Source organism: Paenibacillus praedii (genome assembly GCF_049725345.1).
In the GTDB taxonomy this organism is placed as follows: Bacteria; Bacillota; Bacilli; order Paenibacillales; family Paenibacillaceae; genus Pristimantibacillus.
Map to the genome: position 1 here is coordinate 57,884 of NZ_JBMWAM010000022.1, position 14,754 is coordinate 72,637.

17 protein-coding genes, 1 rRNA gene and 1 pseudogene are annotated in these 14,754 nt (G+C 46.6%); 18 read left to right on the plus strand and 1 reads right to left on the minus strand.

Annotated features, from left to right (window positions below):
- Positions 1 to 13 precede the first annotated feature (13 nt).
- The 16 genes and pseudogenes from ACO9K6_RS17555 to ACO9K6_RS17630 all read left to right on the plus strand — a co-directional run bounded on the left by ACO9K6_RS17555 (position 14) and on the right by ACO9K6_RS17630 (position 12,787).
- A complete protein-coding gene (locus ACO9K6_RS17555; protein ID WP_424768846.1) occupies positions 14 to 475 on the plus strand; it encodes a GNAT family N-acetyltransferase in 462 nt (153 codons plus the stop codon).
- On the plus strand, positions 468 to 1,172 hold the full coding sequence (sigY, locus tag ACO9K6_RS17560; protein ID WP_424768847.1) for an RNA polymerase sigma factor SigY: 705 nt from the start codon (positions 468 to 470) through the stop codon (positions 1,170 to 1,172). Before ACO9K6_RS17555 ends, sigY begins: the two co-directional genes overlap by 8 nt.
- Complete coding sequence (locus tag ACO9K6_RS17565) at positions 1,159 to 1,497, plus strand: YxlC family protein (RefSeq protein ID WP_424768848.1); 339 nt, start codon at positions 1,159 to 1,161, stop codon at positions 1,495 to 1,497. The genes sigY and ACO9K6_RS17565 overlap by 14 nt, the downstream gene beginning before the upstream one ends.
- On the plus strand, positions 1,485 to 1,697 hold the full coding sequence (locus ACO9K6_RS17570; RefSeq protein WP_424768849.1) for a sigmaY antisigma factor component: 213 nt from the start codon (positions 1,485 to 1,487) through the stop codon (positions 1,695 to 1,697). Before ACO9K6_RS17565 ends, ACO9K6_RS17570 begins: the two co-directional genes overlap by 13 nt.
- A 52-nt stretch (positions 1,698 to 1,749) precedes the next feature.
- Positions 1,750 to 1,959, plus strand: a complete 210-nt coding sequence (locus ACO9K6_RS17575; RefSeq protein ID WP_424768850.1) for a PLDc N-terminal domain-containing protein — start codon at positions 1,750 to 1,752, stop codon at positions 1,957 to 1,959.
- Positions 1,956 to 2,423 (plus strand): annotated as a pseudogene (locus ACO9K6_RS17580) (ABC transporter ATP-binding protein); the annotation flags it as partial. The gene ACO9K6_RS17575 and the pseudogene ACO9K6_RS17580, both read left to right, overlap by 4 nt.
- The gene (locus tag ACO9K6_RS17585) at positions 2,421 to 2,906 is read left to right on the plus strand and encodes an ATP-binding protein DrrA1-3 family domain-containing protein (protein ID WP_424768865.1); all 486 of its coding nucleotides are present in this window, start codon (positions 2,421 to 2,423) and stop codon (positions 2,904 to 2,906) included. The pseudogene ACO9K6_RS17580 and the gene ACO9K6_RS17585, both read left to right, overlap by 3 nt.
- Complete coding sequence (locus ACO9K6_RS17590) at positions 2,903 to 3,748, plus strand: ABC transporter permease (protein ID WP_424768851.1); 846 nt, start codon at positions 2,903 to 2,905, stop codon at positions 3,746 to 3,748. Before ACO9K6_RS17585 ends, ACO9K6_RS17590 begins: the two co-directional genes overlap by 4 nt.
- 104 nt (positions 3,749 to 3,852) lie before the next feature.
- The gene (locus ACO9K6_RS17595) at positions 3,853 to 4,233 is read left to right on the plus strand and encodes an ATPase (RefSeq protein WP_424768852.1); all 381 of its coding nucleotides are present in this window, start codon (positions 3,853 to 3,855) and stop codon (positions 4,231 to 4,233) included.
- Between the two features lie 174 nt (positions 4,234 to 4,407).
- Positions 4,408 to 4,695 carry an Asp-tRNA(Asn)/Glu-tRNA(Gln) amidotransferase subunit GatC gene (gene gatC, locus ACO9K6_RS17600; RefSeq protein WP_424768853.1) on the plus strand — a complete coding sequence of 96 codons (288 nt, stop codon included), beginning with the start codon at positions 4,408 to 4,410 and terminating at the stop codon, positions 4,693 to 4,695.
- Between the two features lie 35 nt (positions 4,696 to 4,730).
- The gene (gene gatA, locus ACO9K6_RS17605; RefSeq protein ID WP_424768854.1) at positions 4,731 to 6,188 is read left to right on the plus strand and encodes an Asp-tRNA(Asn)/Glu-tRNA(Gln) amidotransferase subunit GatA; all 1,458 of its coding nucleotides are present in this window, start codon (positions 4,731 to 4,733) and stop codon (positions 6,186 to 6,188) included.
- 34 nt (positions 6,189 to 6,222) lie between these two features.
- Complete coding sequence (gene gatB, locus ACO9K6_RS17610; RefSeq protein ID WP_424768855.1) at positions 6,223 to 7,662, plus strand: Asp-tRNA(Asn)/Glu-tRNA(Gln) amidotransferase subunit GatB; 1,440 nt, start codon at positions 6,223 to 6,225, stop codon at positions 7,660 to 7,662.
- Between the two features lie 140 nt (positions 7,663 to 7,802).
- Positions 7,803 to 8,507, plus strand: coding sequence for an MgtC/SapB family protein (locus tag ACO9K6_RS17615; protein WP_424768856.1), 705 nt, complete (start codon positions 7,803 to 7,805; stop codon positions 8,505 to 8,507).
- Complete coding sequence (locus ACO9K6_RS17620) at positions 8,489 to 10,432, plus strand: DUF4097 family beta strand repeat-containing protein (RefSeq protein WP_424768857.1); 1,944 nt, start codon at positions 8,489 to 8,491, stop codon at positions 10,430 to 10,432. Before ACO9K6_RS17615 ends, ACO9K6_RS17620 begins: the two co-directional genes overlap by 19 nt.
- Positions 10,433 to 10,507: 75 nt before the next feature.
- Entirely contained in the window at positions 10,508 to 10,939 is a 432-nt protein-coding gene (gene perR, locus ACO9K6_RS17625) for a peroxide-responsive transcriptional repressor PerR (protein WP_424768858.1), read from the plus strand.
- 123 nt (positions 10,940 to 11,062) lie between these two features.
- A complete protein-coding gene (locus ACO9K6_RS17630) occupies positions 11,063 to 12,787 on the plus strand; it encodes a glycosyl hydrolase family 18 protein (RefSeq protein WP_424768866.1) in 1,725 nt (574 codons plus the stop codon).
- 75 nt (positions 12,788 to 12,862) lie between these two features.
- On the opposite strand, the gene ACO9K6_RS17635 is transcribed toward ACO9K6_RS17630, so the two are convergent.
- Positions 12,863 to 13,210, minus strand: a complete 348-nt coding sequence (locus ACO9K6_RS17635; RefSeq protein WP_424768859.1) for a YgzB family protein — start codon at positions 13,208 to 13,210, stop codon at positions 12,863 to 12,865.
- A gap of 155 nt (positions 13,211 to 13,365) precedes the next feature.
- Between ACO9K6_RS17635 and ACO9K6_RS17640 the strand changes: the two genes are divergently transcribed.
- Positions 13,366 to 14,244 (plus strand): nucleotidyltransferase-like protein, encoded by an 879-nt coding sequence (locus ACO9K6_RS17640; RefSeq protein WP_424768860.1) that lies wholly within the window; start codon positions 13,366 to 13,368, stop codon positions 14,242 to 14,244.
- A 414-nt stretch (positions 14,245 to 14,658) separates the two neighbouring features.
- Positions 14,659 to 14,754 (plus strand): 16S ribosomal RNA (locus tag ACO9K6_RS17645); the annotation flags it as partial.

Here is a 14,754-nt window from a genome sequence, read left to right on the forward strand (position 1 = left end):
GAGGCTGTTTCATTTGGAACCTATAAAATTAATAAATGTAGCTCCAGACAATTCAGATTTAGCAGGGTTGATTCGTAATCTGGATCAGTATCTGGCTGAATTATTTCCAGCAGATGAGATATTTTTGATTGATTTTAATGACCCAAGCATCGATAAGACTTTTTTTGTTGTTGCTTATTTAAGTGATCGGCCTGTGGGGTGCGGTGCAATACGGCCATTAAATGAAAAGGAAGTCGAACTGAAAAGATTTTATGTTGAACCTGCGTATAGAAGGAACGGGATCGCTAATCAGATTCTTGCCTATTTGGAAAACAAGGCACGCGGGTTGAATTTTAAAGCCATTCGGCTAGAAACCGGCGATAAGCAGACGGAAGCAATCCATTTCTACAAAAAACATGGATATGATGAAATCGATAGGTTTGGAGAATATATTGATTGTCAGTCCAGTCGCTGTTTCGAGAAGAAATTTGATTAATCAATCAGGTGAATATTTTGACAGTCTAGAGCTAATCAGCGATCTGGGCTGTCATTTTGTTGTTTATGAGGTTCAGAAAATTTTTTTGAAAATAAATGAACGAAATGCTGAGCTTGAACGTCAAAGCTGTAACGGTCTCAAAATAAAGGAGGCATACGCGCTCGTGCATGACGAGACGAAGCTAATTAAGCAAGCGATACGCGGCGATACGCGAGCGCTATCAGAACTGCTGCGGCAGCATTATTCGTTTTTGTACCAATATATGCTTAAAGTGACCATGAACAAAAACCTGGCGGAGGATGTCACGCAGGAAACGATGCTAAAGGCGATTGAGAAAATAGCAGGCTTTCAAAGCAAAGCGAAATTTTCGACATGGCTCATCACAATTGCATCCAGGCTTGTCGTAGATCGCATGAGACGGAACGAGCGGGAGAAGCGCTGGCTGCAGGAGGAGCAGTCGATGCAGGGTATACGTTACGACACACTGCAGCGGTTGAATGAATGGCCGGAGGCGCTTCAGGCATTAGGAGAATTGAAGAGTGACATTCGGATTCCTGTGCTGCTCAAGCATTATTACGGCTACGCGCAGGAGGAAATCGCCGCAATGCTGGATATTCCGGTTGGTACGGTAAAATCAAGGCTGCATAACGGATTAAAGCAGCTGCGGAAGGAGCTTGTTGAACATGAAGAAGCATAAAACGAATGATGACGATCAGCAATGGTTTGACAATCAAATCGGTGAAGCGTTGGATCGCTTTGACGCTATTCATGCCCCCCTCTTGCCGAAGCTGCACGTGTTCGAGCAGCTTGTACAAGCGCATAAGCGAGAGTTGAAAAGAAAGCTGTGGAAGGATCTGTTACTCTTTTGGCTGCTGGCAGTCTTTATTTTTAGCTCAATGATGTGGGTGTTGGATCGCAATTGGGTCTGGTTCTTGACCATACAGTCGGCTATTGCAGCGGGGGGAATCGGATTTGTCAGCATAACATTTGTCCGAAGGATGGGCAGCACATGGAGGAGCTGAAGGTACTGCCGTGGTGGTTCTGGATGCTGCTTGCTCCGATCCTGATTGCACAATCAACTTGGTTATTCATTGATGCGCGCAAACGTGACAGTATGCCATGGTTTTGGGGAATATGGGGGCTAATTCAGATTCCTATGCCATTCATCCTCTATTGGATTTTTGTTCGAAGCGGCTGGTTTCGGCGTAATCCGAGTGAGTAAGGAGAAACGTAAGAATACAAACGAAATGGAATAACGAAAGGGAGAGTTGCGAATGAACGAGCAAATCGATGTGTCACAAATTTTACCCGTTTTAGCTCCAATACTGGTAATTCAACTGATTTTAATGATCATTGCATTGATTTTATGCGCCAAAGCTGAGAAAACTAGAGGACCGAAGCTGATGTGGATTTTTATTATTATATTTGGCAATTTGCTCGGATCTATCGCCTTCTTTATTTTTGGCAGGAGGAATGAGGGATGACAGCTCTGCTTCAGGTAGATGGCTTAACAAAATCATTCGGTTCAGTCCAAGCGGTGTCTGGCCTTGATTTCACGATAAAAGAAGGTCACTGCGTGGCGCTGCTTGGTCCCAATGGAGCGGGAAAAACAACGATGATTCGCATGATTACAGGACTGCTCAAGCAGACAGCGGGAAGAATAAGTTTCCCTCGTGCGGGTGAAGCTTGAAACGAGAGAGCGCTCATTGGCTATTTGCCCCAATCGCCAGCCTTCTACAATTGGATGACGGGCTTTGAATATGTCGCTTATGCCGGTAGGCTTTGCGGATTACCTGCTACAACTGCCAAGCAGCGGGCGAAGGAGCTGCTTGATCGAGTAGGTCTTGCTCAAGCAGCCAAACGAAAAATCGGCTCCTATTCAGGCGGAATGAAGCAACGTCTTGGTCTTGCTCAAGCTCTCGTACATCAGCCAAGGCTGCTCGTAATGGATGAGCCTGTATCCGCGCTTGATCCGATCGGACGGCGAGAGGTGCTCGGACTGCTTCAAGAGCTGAAGCGGGAACTGACAGTGTTGTTCTCAACTCATGTGCTGCATGATGCGGAGGAGCTATGCGATGATGTCATTATTATTCGGAAGGGGCAGGTCGCGCTGCAAGGGGCCATTTCCGACATTCGCAACAAGCACCGCAAGCCGGTTATCGAGCTTCGGCTTGAAAAGGATGATCATTCTGAGAAATGGCTGTCTTCCTTCCAGAAACGTATTCATGCCGCATCTGGATCAGGAACTGAAGCCGGACTAATCAGTGCTGTAGAGGTACAGAATGGCATCGCAAGGTTTTCCGTCAACGAAATGGATGCTGCAAGACATCTTTTACTTGGAGAGCTTTCGAAGGAGCAAATAAAGGTTAACAGACTCGAGGCTGGCTATACTTCGCTGGAAGATTTATTTATGAAGGTGGTGACAGCATGAGTTCCTCAACAACCGGTATTGGGAGATCGGACTTCAAAGGCCATGCAGGCACATCAGGCCTTACCCGATTTTTCGTAATGGTGCAAAAGGAAGCGCTGGAGCTCATCCGCAGCTTTAAGCTGCTTTGGGTCTCTCTTGTTTTTGTGCTGCTCGGCGTAATGCAGCCGATATCGATGCATTTTATGCCGCTCCTGTTAGAAAAGGCAGGCAATATGCCGGAGGGTACTGTAATTGATATTCCGAAGCCGCTAGGGGAAGAAGTGCTTGCGCAGACGCTTCAGCAATTCGGTACGCTTGGCATTCTTATTCTAGTTCTTGTCGCGATGGGCACGGTGTCTGGCGAGCGCAGCAGCGGTGCCGCATCGATGATTCTAGTCAAGCCGATCTCTGTCCTTACCTATATCGGCTCTAAGCTGACGACTTTGCTGTTATTCACGTTTATCTCGTTAAGTGCTGGTTATTTGGCCTCTTGGTATTATACAGGGCTTTTATTTGGGGGCGTCTCTTTTGACAAGGTGCTTGGCAGCCTGCTTGTATATGGCTTGTGGCTGTCCTTTGTGATGACGCTGACTGTGTTTTTCAGCACGCTGCTCAGAAGCGCAGCAGCAGCAGCCTTTTCGACACTTGGCGCATCGGTATTGCTGTCTGTACTAGCTGGTATTTTTCCGAAGCAGTTAGGCTGGAGTCCTGGAGCGTTAAGCGGCTTTGCCTACCGGGTCGTTACTTCGGGACCGTTGCATGATAGTCGATTTGTCTGGGCGATTGTATCAGCTCTTATTCTAATCGCTGCCGCTTTATCCGCTTCCATATGGCTGCTTAAGCGGAGCCCGGCAGTTGATTAATACAGCTGCATCCTCTCTCAACTCTTTCCCATTGGACACCGCTATTATTTTTTAGTAGGATAGTAATGATAGAATCAGCGGCGAAGAAACAGGAGTTGAGGACGATGCTACAATTAGGCACAAAGGTCGTCATAGTGGCTGACCAATTTGAACAAAACCTGCCCATAGGGGAGCATGGTTACATTATAGCTTATGACCGCAATGCGGATAATGTATTTGATTACGTGTTGAGGGTACCATCTGCTAATCGTAATTTTCTTATTCCGGATGAGGATGTTGAGCTTGAGGAAGTGCTGATTCAGGATGAGGTTGACCGTATTGAACGAGAGGCGCTTATTGATTTTGCGCTCGCAACCCATAATGAAGAGCTATTCAAGCGAATTATGAATGGCGGTGATCCTGAGCCGGAGCCGGACAACGGGGTTGCGGAGCAGCTTAGTCCAGCAGATTTTATTCGTCAAGTCAACTTAAAGGCTTGGATTTAACCGGAATTATAAGCTATGGTGGATCGTTCTGTATGTCATGCAAATGACGTCGGAGCGGTCTTTTTTTTCTTGATCGAAGTCATTTGTCGTTTACGTTGATGTTCGTCCTACATGTGAGATATAATAGGAAGAATGATTACAGGAATGAAAACCATAGGAGAGGAAGATAGACCGATGAGCATTTCGCCTAAGGATGTGGAGCATGTCGCCAATTTGGCGCGGCTCGAGCTCTCCGATACGGAGAAGGAGCAGTTTACTGAGCAGCTTAACGCGATTTTGAAATATGCCGAAAAGCTAAATAGCTTGGATACGGATAATGTTGAGCCGACCAGCCATGTGCTGCCGATTACGAATGTGATGCGTGCGGACGAGAAACGCCCGTCGCTGCCGATCGAGAAGGTGCTGCTGAATGCGCCTGATGAAGAAGATGGACAATTTAAAGTACCTGCGGTGCTTGAATAATAAGAATGGGTTAATTTTGAAGGGAGGAACTACTGTTGGCACTGTTTGATATGCGCCTGCAGGATGTACATAACAAGCTTAACAGCAAAGAGCTGTCCGTTACTGAGCTCGTTACCGCATCGTATGCAAGAATTGCCGAGACTGAGCCTGCGATTCAGGCTTTTATTACATTAAATGAAGAGAATGCACGCAAGCAGGCTTCCGAGTTGGACAAGCAGTTGCAGGAGGGCGGCGAGCGCGGCCTGCTGTTTGGCTTGCCGGCGGGCATTAAGGACAATATTGTTACTGAGGGACTGCTTACAACTTGCGCGAGTCAATTTTTAAGCAACCACAATCCCATTTATGATGCGACGACGGTTCGCAAATTAAAGGCCGCGCAGTCGGTGACGATCGGCAAACTGAACATGGATGAATTCGCGATGGGAGGCTCGAACGAGAATTCCAGCTACTACCCTACGAGAAACCCATGGAACACGGATTATGTACCAGGCGGCTCGAGCGGCGGCTCTGCGGCATCGGTTGCCGCAGGACAGGTTTATTTCTCGCTTGGCTCTGACACAGGCGGCTCGATTCGTCAGCCCGCTGCTTATTGCGGTATTGTGGGCTTGAAGCCGACTTATGGACTTGTCTCGCGCTTTGGCCTTGTAGCCTTCGCATCCTCATTGGATCAGATCGGTCCTCTGACGAAAAATGTTGAAGACTCCGCTTATGTATTGCAGGCGATTGCTGGCTATGATGCAAGCGACTCCACCTCTGCAAATGTTGATATTCCGGATTACACGTCCGCTTTGACAGGAGATGTGAAAGGTCTGCGTATCGGCGTACCGAAGGAATACCTCGGTGCGGGCATTGATCCGCGCGTGAAGGAAGCGGTAATGCAAGCCCTGGCGGTTTACGAATCGCTCGGCGCAACCTGGGAGGAAGTATCGCTCCCGCATACTGAATATGCGATTGCGACCTACTACCTGCTGGCATCCTCGGAGGCGTCATCAAACCTGGCAAGATTTGACGGAGTGCGCTACGGTGTAAGGGCGGATAACCCGGATAATCTGATCGACCTATACCGCAAATCTCGCAGCCAAGGCTTTGGTCAGGAAGTGAAACGCCGTATTATGCTTGGAACCTATGCGCTGAGCTCCGGCTATTATGATGCTTATTACTTGAAAGCACAGAAAGTGCGGACGCTGATAAAACAAGATTTTGACCAAGTATTCAACCAGTACGATCTCATAATCGGACCAACGGCGCCGACACCGGCCTTCCGTATCGGTGAGCAGGTTGGCGATCCGCTGACGATGTATTTAAATGATATTTGTACGATACCGGTCAGCTTGGCTGGTGTGCCTGCGATAAGCGTTCCGTGCGGTATGGCAGACGGCTTGCCGATCGGGCTGCAAATTATTGGCAAAGCGTTCGACGAATCGACGGTGCTGCGCGCAGCCCATGCGTTCGAGCAGCATACCGAGCATCATAAACTACGTCCGCAGCTATAGGCGGCTATATACGTTTACGAAAGGATCGATACGAATGTCTGAACCGATTAACTATGAAACGGTGGTCGGACTGGAAGTCCACGTTGAGCTCCATACACAGAGTAAAATCTTCTGCGGCTGCTCAACGGCTTTCGGTGCGCCACCGAACACCCATACATGTCCCGTATGTCTAGGACACCCTGGCGTTCTGCCAGTACTGAATCATCAAGCAGTAGAATATGCGATGAAAGCGGCAATGGCGCTTAACTGTACAATTGCGGATATTAGCAAGTTCGACCGCAAAAACTATTTCTACCCGGATTCGCCGAAAGCATACCAAATTTCACAATACGACCAGCCTATCGGCGAGCATGGTTGGATCGACATTGAAGTCAATGGCGAGACAAAGCGAATCGGCATTACCCGCCTCCATCTTGAAGAGGATGCAGGCAAGTTGACGCACGTAGACGGCGGCTTTGCTTCGCTTGTCGATTTCAATCGTGTGGGCACGCCTCTTATCGAAATCGTATCAGAGCCGGATATTCGCACACCTGAGGAAGCGAAGGCTTATCTGGAGAAGCTGAAGGCGATTATGCAGTATTGCGATGTGTCGGATGTGAAAATGGAAGAAGGAAGCCTGCGCTGCGATGCGAACATAAGTCTTCGCCCTTACGGGCAAGAGGAATTCGGTACGCGCGCCGAGCTTAAGAACATGAACTCCTTCCGCGGCGTTCAGCGCGGCTTGGAGTATGAACAAGTCAGGCAAGCCGAAATTTTAAACAGCGGCGGAGTCGTTGTGCAAGAGACGCGCAGGTTCGACGATACGCTAGGGAAGTCATTCTCAATGCGTGGCAAGGAAGAAGCGCACGATTATCGCTACTTCCCGGATCCGGATCTTGTAAGGCTTCATATTAGCGAGGAGTGGAAATCGAGCGTACGCGCTACGATACCAGAGCTTCCTGATGCTCGTAAAGCGCGTTATACGGCTGATTATGGCCTGCCTTCTTATGATGCTGAGGTGATTACGTCCTCGAAGAAGCTTGCTGATTTCTTTGAGGAGAGTCTAGCGTATACCAAGGATGCTAAAGCGGTATCGAACTGGATTATGGGCGATTTGCTCGGTTATTTGAATGCAAATGGCCAAGAAATGACCGATGTGAAAATGACAGGTCAAGGGCTCGGTGAAATGATCGGACTGCTGGAGAAAGGCACAATCAGCGGAAAAATCGCCAAAACCGTATTCAAAGCCATGCTCGAAACCGGTAAGCTTCCTCAGCAAATCGTCGAGGAGCAAGGTCTCGTACAGATTAGCGATGAAGGTGCGATTCAAGCAATCGTAAACCAGATCGTTGAGGCGAATCCGCAATCCGTTGAGGATTACAGAGCAGGCAAAGAAAAAGCGATTGGCTTCCTTGTTGGTCAAATCATGAAAGAAACCAAAGGAAAAGCCAACCCTGCGCTCGTGAATAAACTGTTAATTGAACGTCTTAAATAGCGCAGCTGCAAATAAAGACGCGATTCATCATCATGATGGATGGCGTCTTTATTTTGTCAGATTGAAGGGCCTGCTTACTCTTATATCTGCATACAATTATGGTACAATAAAGAGCAATGAAAGGTCGGGATCCTATGCTGATGAATACACTTCATAACCCCTGGTATATTAGTGAGCTTGATATTTTACTCCGACTGCTTCTTGCTTTGCTGTTAGGCGGACTTATCGGCTTTGAGCGGGAGCAGTCCAATCATGCGGCTGGCTTTCGAACAAATATACTTGTTTGCCTAGGCTCTTGTTTGCTGATGCTCTTATCCATGTACGGTTTTGCAGCCTTCGTTGATGAGCCAAATGTAAGGATTGACCCTGCTCGTTTAGCCGCGGCTGTCATTACGGGCATAGGCTTCCTTGGCGCAGGTACAATTCTATTTACCGGTAAATCCATTACGGGATTAACGACAGCGGCCTCCTTGTGGGTCGTTTCGGCCATTGGCTTGGCTGTTGGGGCAGGCTTCTTTTTTGCTTCAGCCATTACGACGTTTATGGTGCTTATCACGTTGTGGGCTCTCAATAAGCTCGAGAAGAGATACATCAGCACGAAGAAGGAGAGATGTTTCACGCTCAGATCTAGCAGCATTACGCGCACTCTGCATGAACTTAATCGTTTACTGGCGGATATGAAAATTGTAATCCGCAAAATGCAGCTTGAGGAAAGTGATGAGGCTGCTGATGAGGAGTCGGTTATCCTGCGGGTGTATGTTACTTTACCAAAAAAAGTCGCCTTATTCACATTGCTTGATCAAATGAAGCAGCTGGAGGGTGTGCGTTGGGTAAGCTCAGAATAAAAAGTCAAAAGAACAGGCTGCTCGCCGTATTATTCGCCTTTGCAATACCAGGTGCAGGACATTTATATGCAGGACAGCATCGGCGCGGCTTGCTGCTGCTTGCCATATTTCTGCTTGATCTCACTGCGATCGTGCGACTCGCAGATTCGGATGGGGGCAGACATCTGCTGCTTATCGTTTACTTAGGAATGATGCTTCCCGTTTTCTATTTCATTAGCGTGTTTGATTCGCTTCAAAGCATAGAAAATGCAGTCGAACCAAAGGTATTCGGTATCTCGGATGGTCTGTTACTTTTAACGGCAGGAACAATTATGCTAATATTGATCAGGCCGCCGGAAATGATTTTGCCCTGGATGAATGAGCTGGCCGAGCTATGCGTTGGGCCCATAATAATGGTTGCTTCATTGTTGCTGCTCCTGCGCTCACGGAGAGGATCGTTGTCTATGATTAAGTTAGGAAGGTTTACGGCAGCAGCGCTTGTCCTGACGGTAGGAGCATTGCTGCTGTGGGATCAGATTCAAGGCCGTAATCATATAGCGCTGCTTGGCCAATGGTGGCCGGTTATTTTTATTTTGCTAGGAATAGAAGTAGTCATGTTCAGCGTAATATTCAAAGACAAAGAGAAGAAGGTGCGCCTGGATCTTGCAGGCGGGATGATTGCCCTCGTCATTACGGCGACAGCCTTTGCTGTAACCCAATATGCAGATATACCTTTTCGCTGGCTGGATCAATTTAATGTGGATCTAAACGGAAGTGTCGATTATGGAGAAGAGAAGGGCTTTCGTTATGACAAAGCAGTTATTAAAGTTCCGCTTGAAGAGGGAATCTCGCTGATTCGAATTGTGAATCCGAATGGACAAGTGACGGTGCGTTCCGGCGATGTGCAGGAAATCGAAGTTATGACAGCCGTATGGGTTGATCTGTCTAATGAAGCTGAAGCAAATGTCATTGCGGAAGAATCCGTTGTTAAAGTTACTCCCGGCACAGAGGTAGAGCTCGAAGCGAAGGGACAGTCTTATAGCACAAACGGCAGTAGAAAGCCGAGAATGAATATGACCGTGACGGTACCTCTATCGATGTCAGACAAGCTGGAGATGGAAGAGGTACCGCTGCCAACTTCAACACCCGCAGAAGCTATTGAACCTCTTGAAGGAGAAGGGGCAGCAGTTCCAGAATCCGAAGCAATGACTGAATCAGAGCTGTCAGTTGACCCAAATACTCAAGCCGTGGCAGAGGATCATGATACTATAGGAATGGAGCCGATAGATAATCTAAATCCGCCTGAAGACGCAGAGTCTCCGCAAAAAACACCCGTTAAGCTAACAATTGAAGCAGATAACGGTTCTATAGATGTTTCTGGTTTAGATTTGCCAGGCGGACTGGAGATTGGCAGCAATATGGGGCTCATAACGGTAACTAACATTATCGGTCCGGTTTCCGTCAAAGGAAATAATGGTGGAATCAACGCAAGCAAAATAGTTGGAAACAGCACGCTTGAGACGAAGAATGGCACGATTACGGCTGCAGACATCGAAGGAAAGCTGTATGCGAACACGCTTAACGGCAGTCTGGAATTAAAGCAGGTCAAGGGCGACATCGAAGCGGAAACGAAAAATGGTAAAATCAAAATCGATGGTGTCGGTGCTGCGGTTAATGCAGATACACTTAATGGAGGCATTGAGGTAAACAGTGAGATTGTAGGCGGCAATTGGGATGTAGACAGCACCGTTGGGGAAATTAAACTCTCAGTGCCTGAGGATGGGCATTACACGGTTTACGGATCGGTAACTTTCGGAAATATTACAACCGATTTGCCGCTTGATATAAGTAAGAAAACGATAAGAGGCACAATAGGCGAAGGCACTTACCGTATTCAGATCAATGCGACAAACAGTATCGTAGTCAATCGTTTTCGGGGCAACTAAAAAGGCGCTTTCATTGACAAATTCTTAAGCAAGAACGTACAATAGCCATAACTACTTTTGAAAGGCGTGAGGGGAATGGGAGCCAGCGTTAACTTAGCATTGGAGCAACTGAAGATGAATGGCGTCCGGATGACCCCGCAGCGTCACGCCATATTAAGCTACTTGATGGATTCGATGACACATCCAACTGCAGATGAAATTTACAAAGCGCTATCCCCGACTTATCCAAGCATGAGTGTAGCAACCATATATAATAATCTGCGTTTATTCGTTGAGGCTGGCTTAGTGCGTGAATTGACTTATGGGGATGATTCAAGCCGGTTTGATTCGGATTTATCCGATCATTACCACGCCATTTGCAAGCAATGCGGTTCAATCGTTGATTTTGATTATCCGCCGCTGCTCGAGGTGGAGCGGGCTGCATCCAGCGTTACGGGCTTCGTCGTAGAGGGACATCGTATGGAAATATACGGTACTTGCTCAACCTGTAAATCATCAGTGAAATAATAGACTTATACCAGTCTCACAAGAACGTGCCGGGAAGCGATTATACGCTAAACAGCACGTTTTTTATTAGCACGACAACAAAGCGCATCATATAAGGAACGGGAGAGTGATGATTTGGAAACGGTGTACAACCGAGCGCCGCGCCGAAAAGGCAATCGAGGTGCCCGGGGATTGTTTTTTTTATTTATAGTCGCAGCCTTAACCGTGTTTGCTTGGTATGGCTATATGCGTTTTATTCCAAATGGAGATAGGGTTAGTCCCAGCTTTAATGATGAATATCCCATCCTCGCTCAAGGAAAGGAAGCTGAACAAGGAGCTATTATAGAAAATAATGGAGTTAAGCTTCCGCTTGCTGTCGTTCAGCAGGTGCTTGGAGAGGACAAGCCCATCCGTTATGAATCGGATTCAGGCTCGATAATTTTTACAACGGCTAATAAAGTGCTTCATCTGAAGACTGACTCCCTGACAGCTACAATCAATCAGAAGCCCTATGATCTGACGATAGCTGCAGAAAGTGCAGAGGGTACGATTTATATTCCGGCTGATCCATTGACAGAGCTATACGGGCTGCAAGTAGAATATGTTCAAGAAACGGGTGTTGTGACGCTTCTAACGGCGGGAGATACTATACAAATGGGTGAAGTCACGACAGAAAATGGAGCAGCCATTCGAACTGAAGCAACGATTCGTTCCCCATTCGTAGAAAAAGTGCCGCAAGCACAGCCGATACGAATATGGGAGGATCACGATGGTTGGCTGCTTGTACAAAGCACAAGCGGGTTGGTTGGTTTTATGAATAAGGAAGATATAAGGCTAACCACAATTGAACAAGTTCCTAAGCCCGCCGTTGAGCCTCCTTTCATAGCCTGGAAGGTACTTGGCAATAAAATCAATATGACCTGGGAAGCCGTCTATGAACGGAAAATCGATACGACAAAAATTGCACCCATGCAGGGTGTCAATGTGGTTAGTCCAACCTGGTTTGAAGTGGCAGACGACAAAGGGACGATTAAAGGCAAAGCTGATCCTGCCTATGTGAAATGGGCACATCAGCAAGGACTTCAAATATGGGCTTTGTTCAGTAATGCTTTCGAGCCGGAGCGAACGACGAAGGTACTAGCTAATGTTGATACTCGGTTCTCCATGATTCAGCAATTGCTTGGATTTGCGGAGGTATACAATTTACAAGGTATTAATATCGATTTTGAAAATGTGCATACCGCTGACAAAGAAAATTTTGTGCAATTTATTCGCGAATTGACGCCGCTCCTTCATGAGCAAGGTCTTGTCGTTTCAATAGATGTTACACCGAAGTCCAACAGCGAAATGTGGTCTTTGTTTCTTGATCGGGCCGCACTCGGCAGCGTGGTGGATTACATGATGGTTATGGCGTATGACGAGCACTGGGGATCAAGCCCGAAATCTGGCTCCGTTGCATCTTTACCGTGGACGGAGAGGTCAATTGTACGTATTCTAGAGGAGGACGGCGTGCCAGCAAGCAAGCTCGTACTCAGCGTCCCGCTTTACACACGAATATGGACAGAAAAAAAGGGCGACGACGGGAATGTATCCGTATCCTCGAAAGCGGTAGGCATGGAACGCATTAAGGGAATCATCGCAGAGAAGAAGCTGACTCCGGTATTCGATGAAGCAGCCGGTCAAAATTATGTGGAATATACGGAGGATGGAGCGCTGCAGCGGATCTGGCTAGAGGATGACATATCGATGAGGGCGCGTATCGAGCTTATTCGAAAATATGATTTAGCAGGTGTAGCATCATGGCAGCGAGCATTCCAGACGCCATCTATTTGGAGAACGATGGATGATGCCCTTCAAATGAAGCCATAATACTTTCCTCTTCTATAAAAGCAGCGCCCTATCGATAGTCGATAGGGCGCTGTTTTTATAGATTTGTGATTGCTGTTAAGAAGGACTATGAGTTGCTTCATTAGGATCTAAAGTTAACATTGTTTTGCAATACATGCATCGATCCGTTTTTCCTAGCATTTTGGTCGGACGACCGCATTCGGGACATTGCAGCATCGTGGCGCTTGTTGACATCATTCCAGCCCAGAAGTAAACAACTACGCTAATAAGCAGAGCAAACATGCCAATAACCATGAATATACCCGCAACGATTTTACCGGCCTGGCCCCAGAAAACAATCCCCGCTGTGCCAAGAATCATGACCCCCATGCCAACTAAGGTGAAAATGAGTCCCCAAAGCCGGAATTCATTGATTTTAGCTGATTTGAAAAAAAACTTTTTCATCTGTTCAAACCCTTCCTATGATTAATGACTTATGAATTTGCAACTGTTTTTCTTCAACAGTAAGCAGGAATGTGCATCCAACCTGTCGAAAAAGAAATAAACTGTAGATTATTATTATAGCTTAATAAAATGTGATTAGCTATATGGAGGACCAAGTGGAACAGATAAAAGCGCACTTCGTAAACAGTTATAAAGAAGAGCAGAGCTTAGTTAGTCTAGCTGTTATTGAAAATCCATATCCATACAATCCTTTAATTGATGGTCTGGACCTATTAGTACTTATGATTTTTAAGCAGGACCTCCGGCTTAATGAAATGGAGCATATTCAATTCGAGGGTAAGCGAGTATTGGCTCGCAGAATTGATCAGAACAGCTTAAACGAGTGGGTGTCCGGCGGAGAAAATCGTAATATTATTGAGTGGCTAGTTCGGGGGGAGATCTTGTTGGATCGCGACGGCTATTTAAAAACGATGCGAGAGCGCCTGCTGCAGTTTCCTGATTCCATGAGGGAGCAAAAGCAATTCACGGAGTTTACTGGTTTTTTGAGAACCTACTTACAAGCGAAACAGGACTTATTGGATGGGAATTTATTAGATGCATACAGTCATGTGCTGACAGCTCTTCATCATTGGGCGCATATTGCGCTTATAGAAGAGGGTCGCCATCCTGAATTGACGGTATGGAAGCAGCTCAAGCGAGTTCATCCCGGCATCTATAAGTTATACGAAGAGCTGACTGTAAGTCCAGAGACATTGGAGCAAAGAGTCCAGCTAGTCATGCTGGGCTGTGAGTTCTCTGTCATGAACAAAATGAAATCAAGCTGCTCTTTATTGTTCAATATATTAGCAAGCCGCGAGGAGCCTTGGAGCATTACCGAGCTGCAAACTCATTCTTCTATTAATGTGCTGCATATTGATCTTTCATTAGTACTTCAGAAGCTGGTTAAGCGTGAGTATATACGAGAGGTTGCGGTTATGCAGGAAGCGAACGATTCAGGAGTGGTTGAGCTGCGATATATGCTTGCTAATAAGTGATGGCAATACATAACTTCAAAAGTGCTTGTTAAGTCATTTGTTTTGGCTGGCAAGCTTTTTTTATTTTAATAATACATTAAAAATCATGCTTGACTTCATTGATCGATTTGTGATAAATTAAATCTCGCCGCTTCTGCAAGGCACTTACAAAACGAATTCGACACACTAAAAAAAATGTCGAATACGAAAAAAAGTACTTGCAAAGAGATAGGCGAATGTGATATATTATTTCTTGTCGCCGCTGAGATACACGCGAACGACACGAAAGAAAAGATTGCTCTTTGAAAACTGAACAACGAGTAAAACTGCCTCATGAATCCTAACGGATTGATGAAAAAAGCGATAAAAAGTAATGAGCAGACGAGAAACTTCAATCTGACCTTTGGTTAGAGAGAGGTTTCACGGACAAACACCAATTTGGAGAGTTTGATCCTGGCTCAGGACGAACGCTGGCGGCGTGCCTAATACATGCAAGTCGAGCGGAGTTGATGAGGTGCTTGCACCTCTGAA

Excerpts from the sequence above, each read along its gene's own strand:
- ACO9K6_RS17615 (WP_424768856.1), top strand. The coding sequence starts at position 7,803 with ATGAATACACTTCATAACCCCTGGTATATTAGTGAGCTTGATATTTTA.
- ACO9K6_RS17590 (WP_424768851.1), top strand. The coding sequence starts at position 2,903 with ATGAGTTCCTCAACAACCGGTATTGGGAGATCGGACTTCAAAGGCCAT.
- ACO9K6_RS17570 (WP_424768849.1), top strand. The coding sequence starts at position 1,485 with ATGGAGGAGCTGAAGGTACTGCCGTGGTGGTTCTGGATGCTGCTTGCT.
- ACO9K6_RS17595 (WP_424768852.1), top strand. The coding sequence starts at position 3,853 with ATGCTACAATTAGGCACAAAGGTCGTCATAGTGGCTGACCAATTTGAA.
- gatC (WP_424768853.1), top strand. The coding sequence starts at position 4,408 with ATGAGCATTTCGCCTAAGGATGTGGAGCATGTCGCCAATTTGGCGCGG.
- ACO9K6_RS17585 (WP_424768865.1), top strand. The coding sequence starts at position 2,421 with ATGGATGAGCCTGTATCCGCGCTTGATCCGATCGGACGGCGAGAGGTG.
- ACO9K6_RS17575 (WP_424768850.1), top strand. The coding sequence starts at position 1,750 with ATGAACGAGCAAATCGATGTGTCACAAATTTTACCCGTTTTAGCTCCA.
- gatB (WP_424768855.1), top strand. The coding sequence starts at position 6,223 with ATGTCTGAACCGATTAACTATGAAACGGTGGTCGGACTGGAAGTCCAC.
- ACO9K6_RS17635 (WP_424768859.1), bottom strand. The coding sequence starts at position 13,210 with ATGAAAAAGTTTTTTTTCAAATCAGCTAAAATCAATGAATTCCGGCTT.
- perR (WP_424768858.1), top strand. The coding sequence starts at position 10,508 with ATGGGAGCCAGCGTTAACTTAGCATTGGAGCAACTGAAGATGAATGGC.
- ACO9K6_RS17565 (WP_424768848.1), top strand. The coding sequence starts at position 1,159 with ATGAAGAAGCATAAAACGAATGATGACGATCAGCAATGGTTTGACAAT.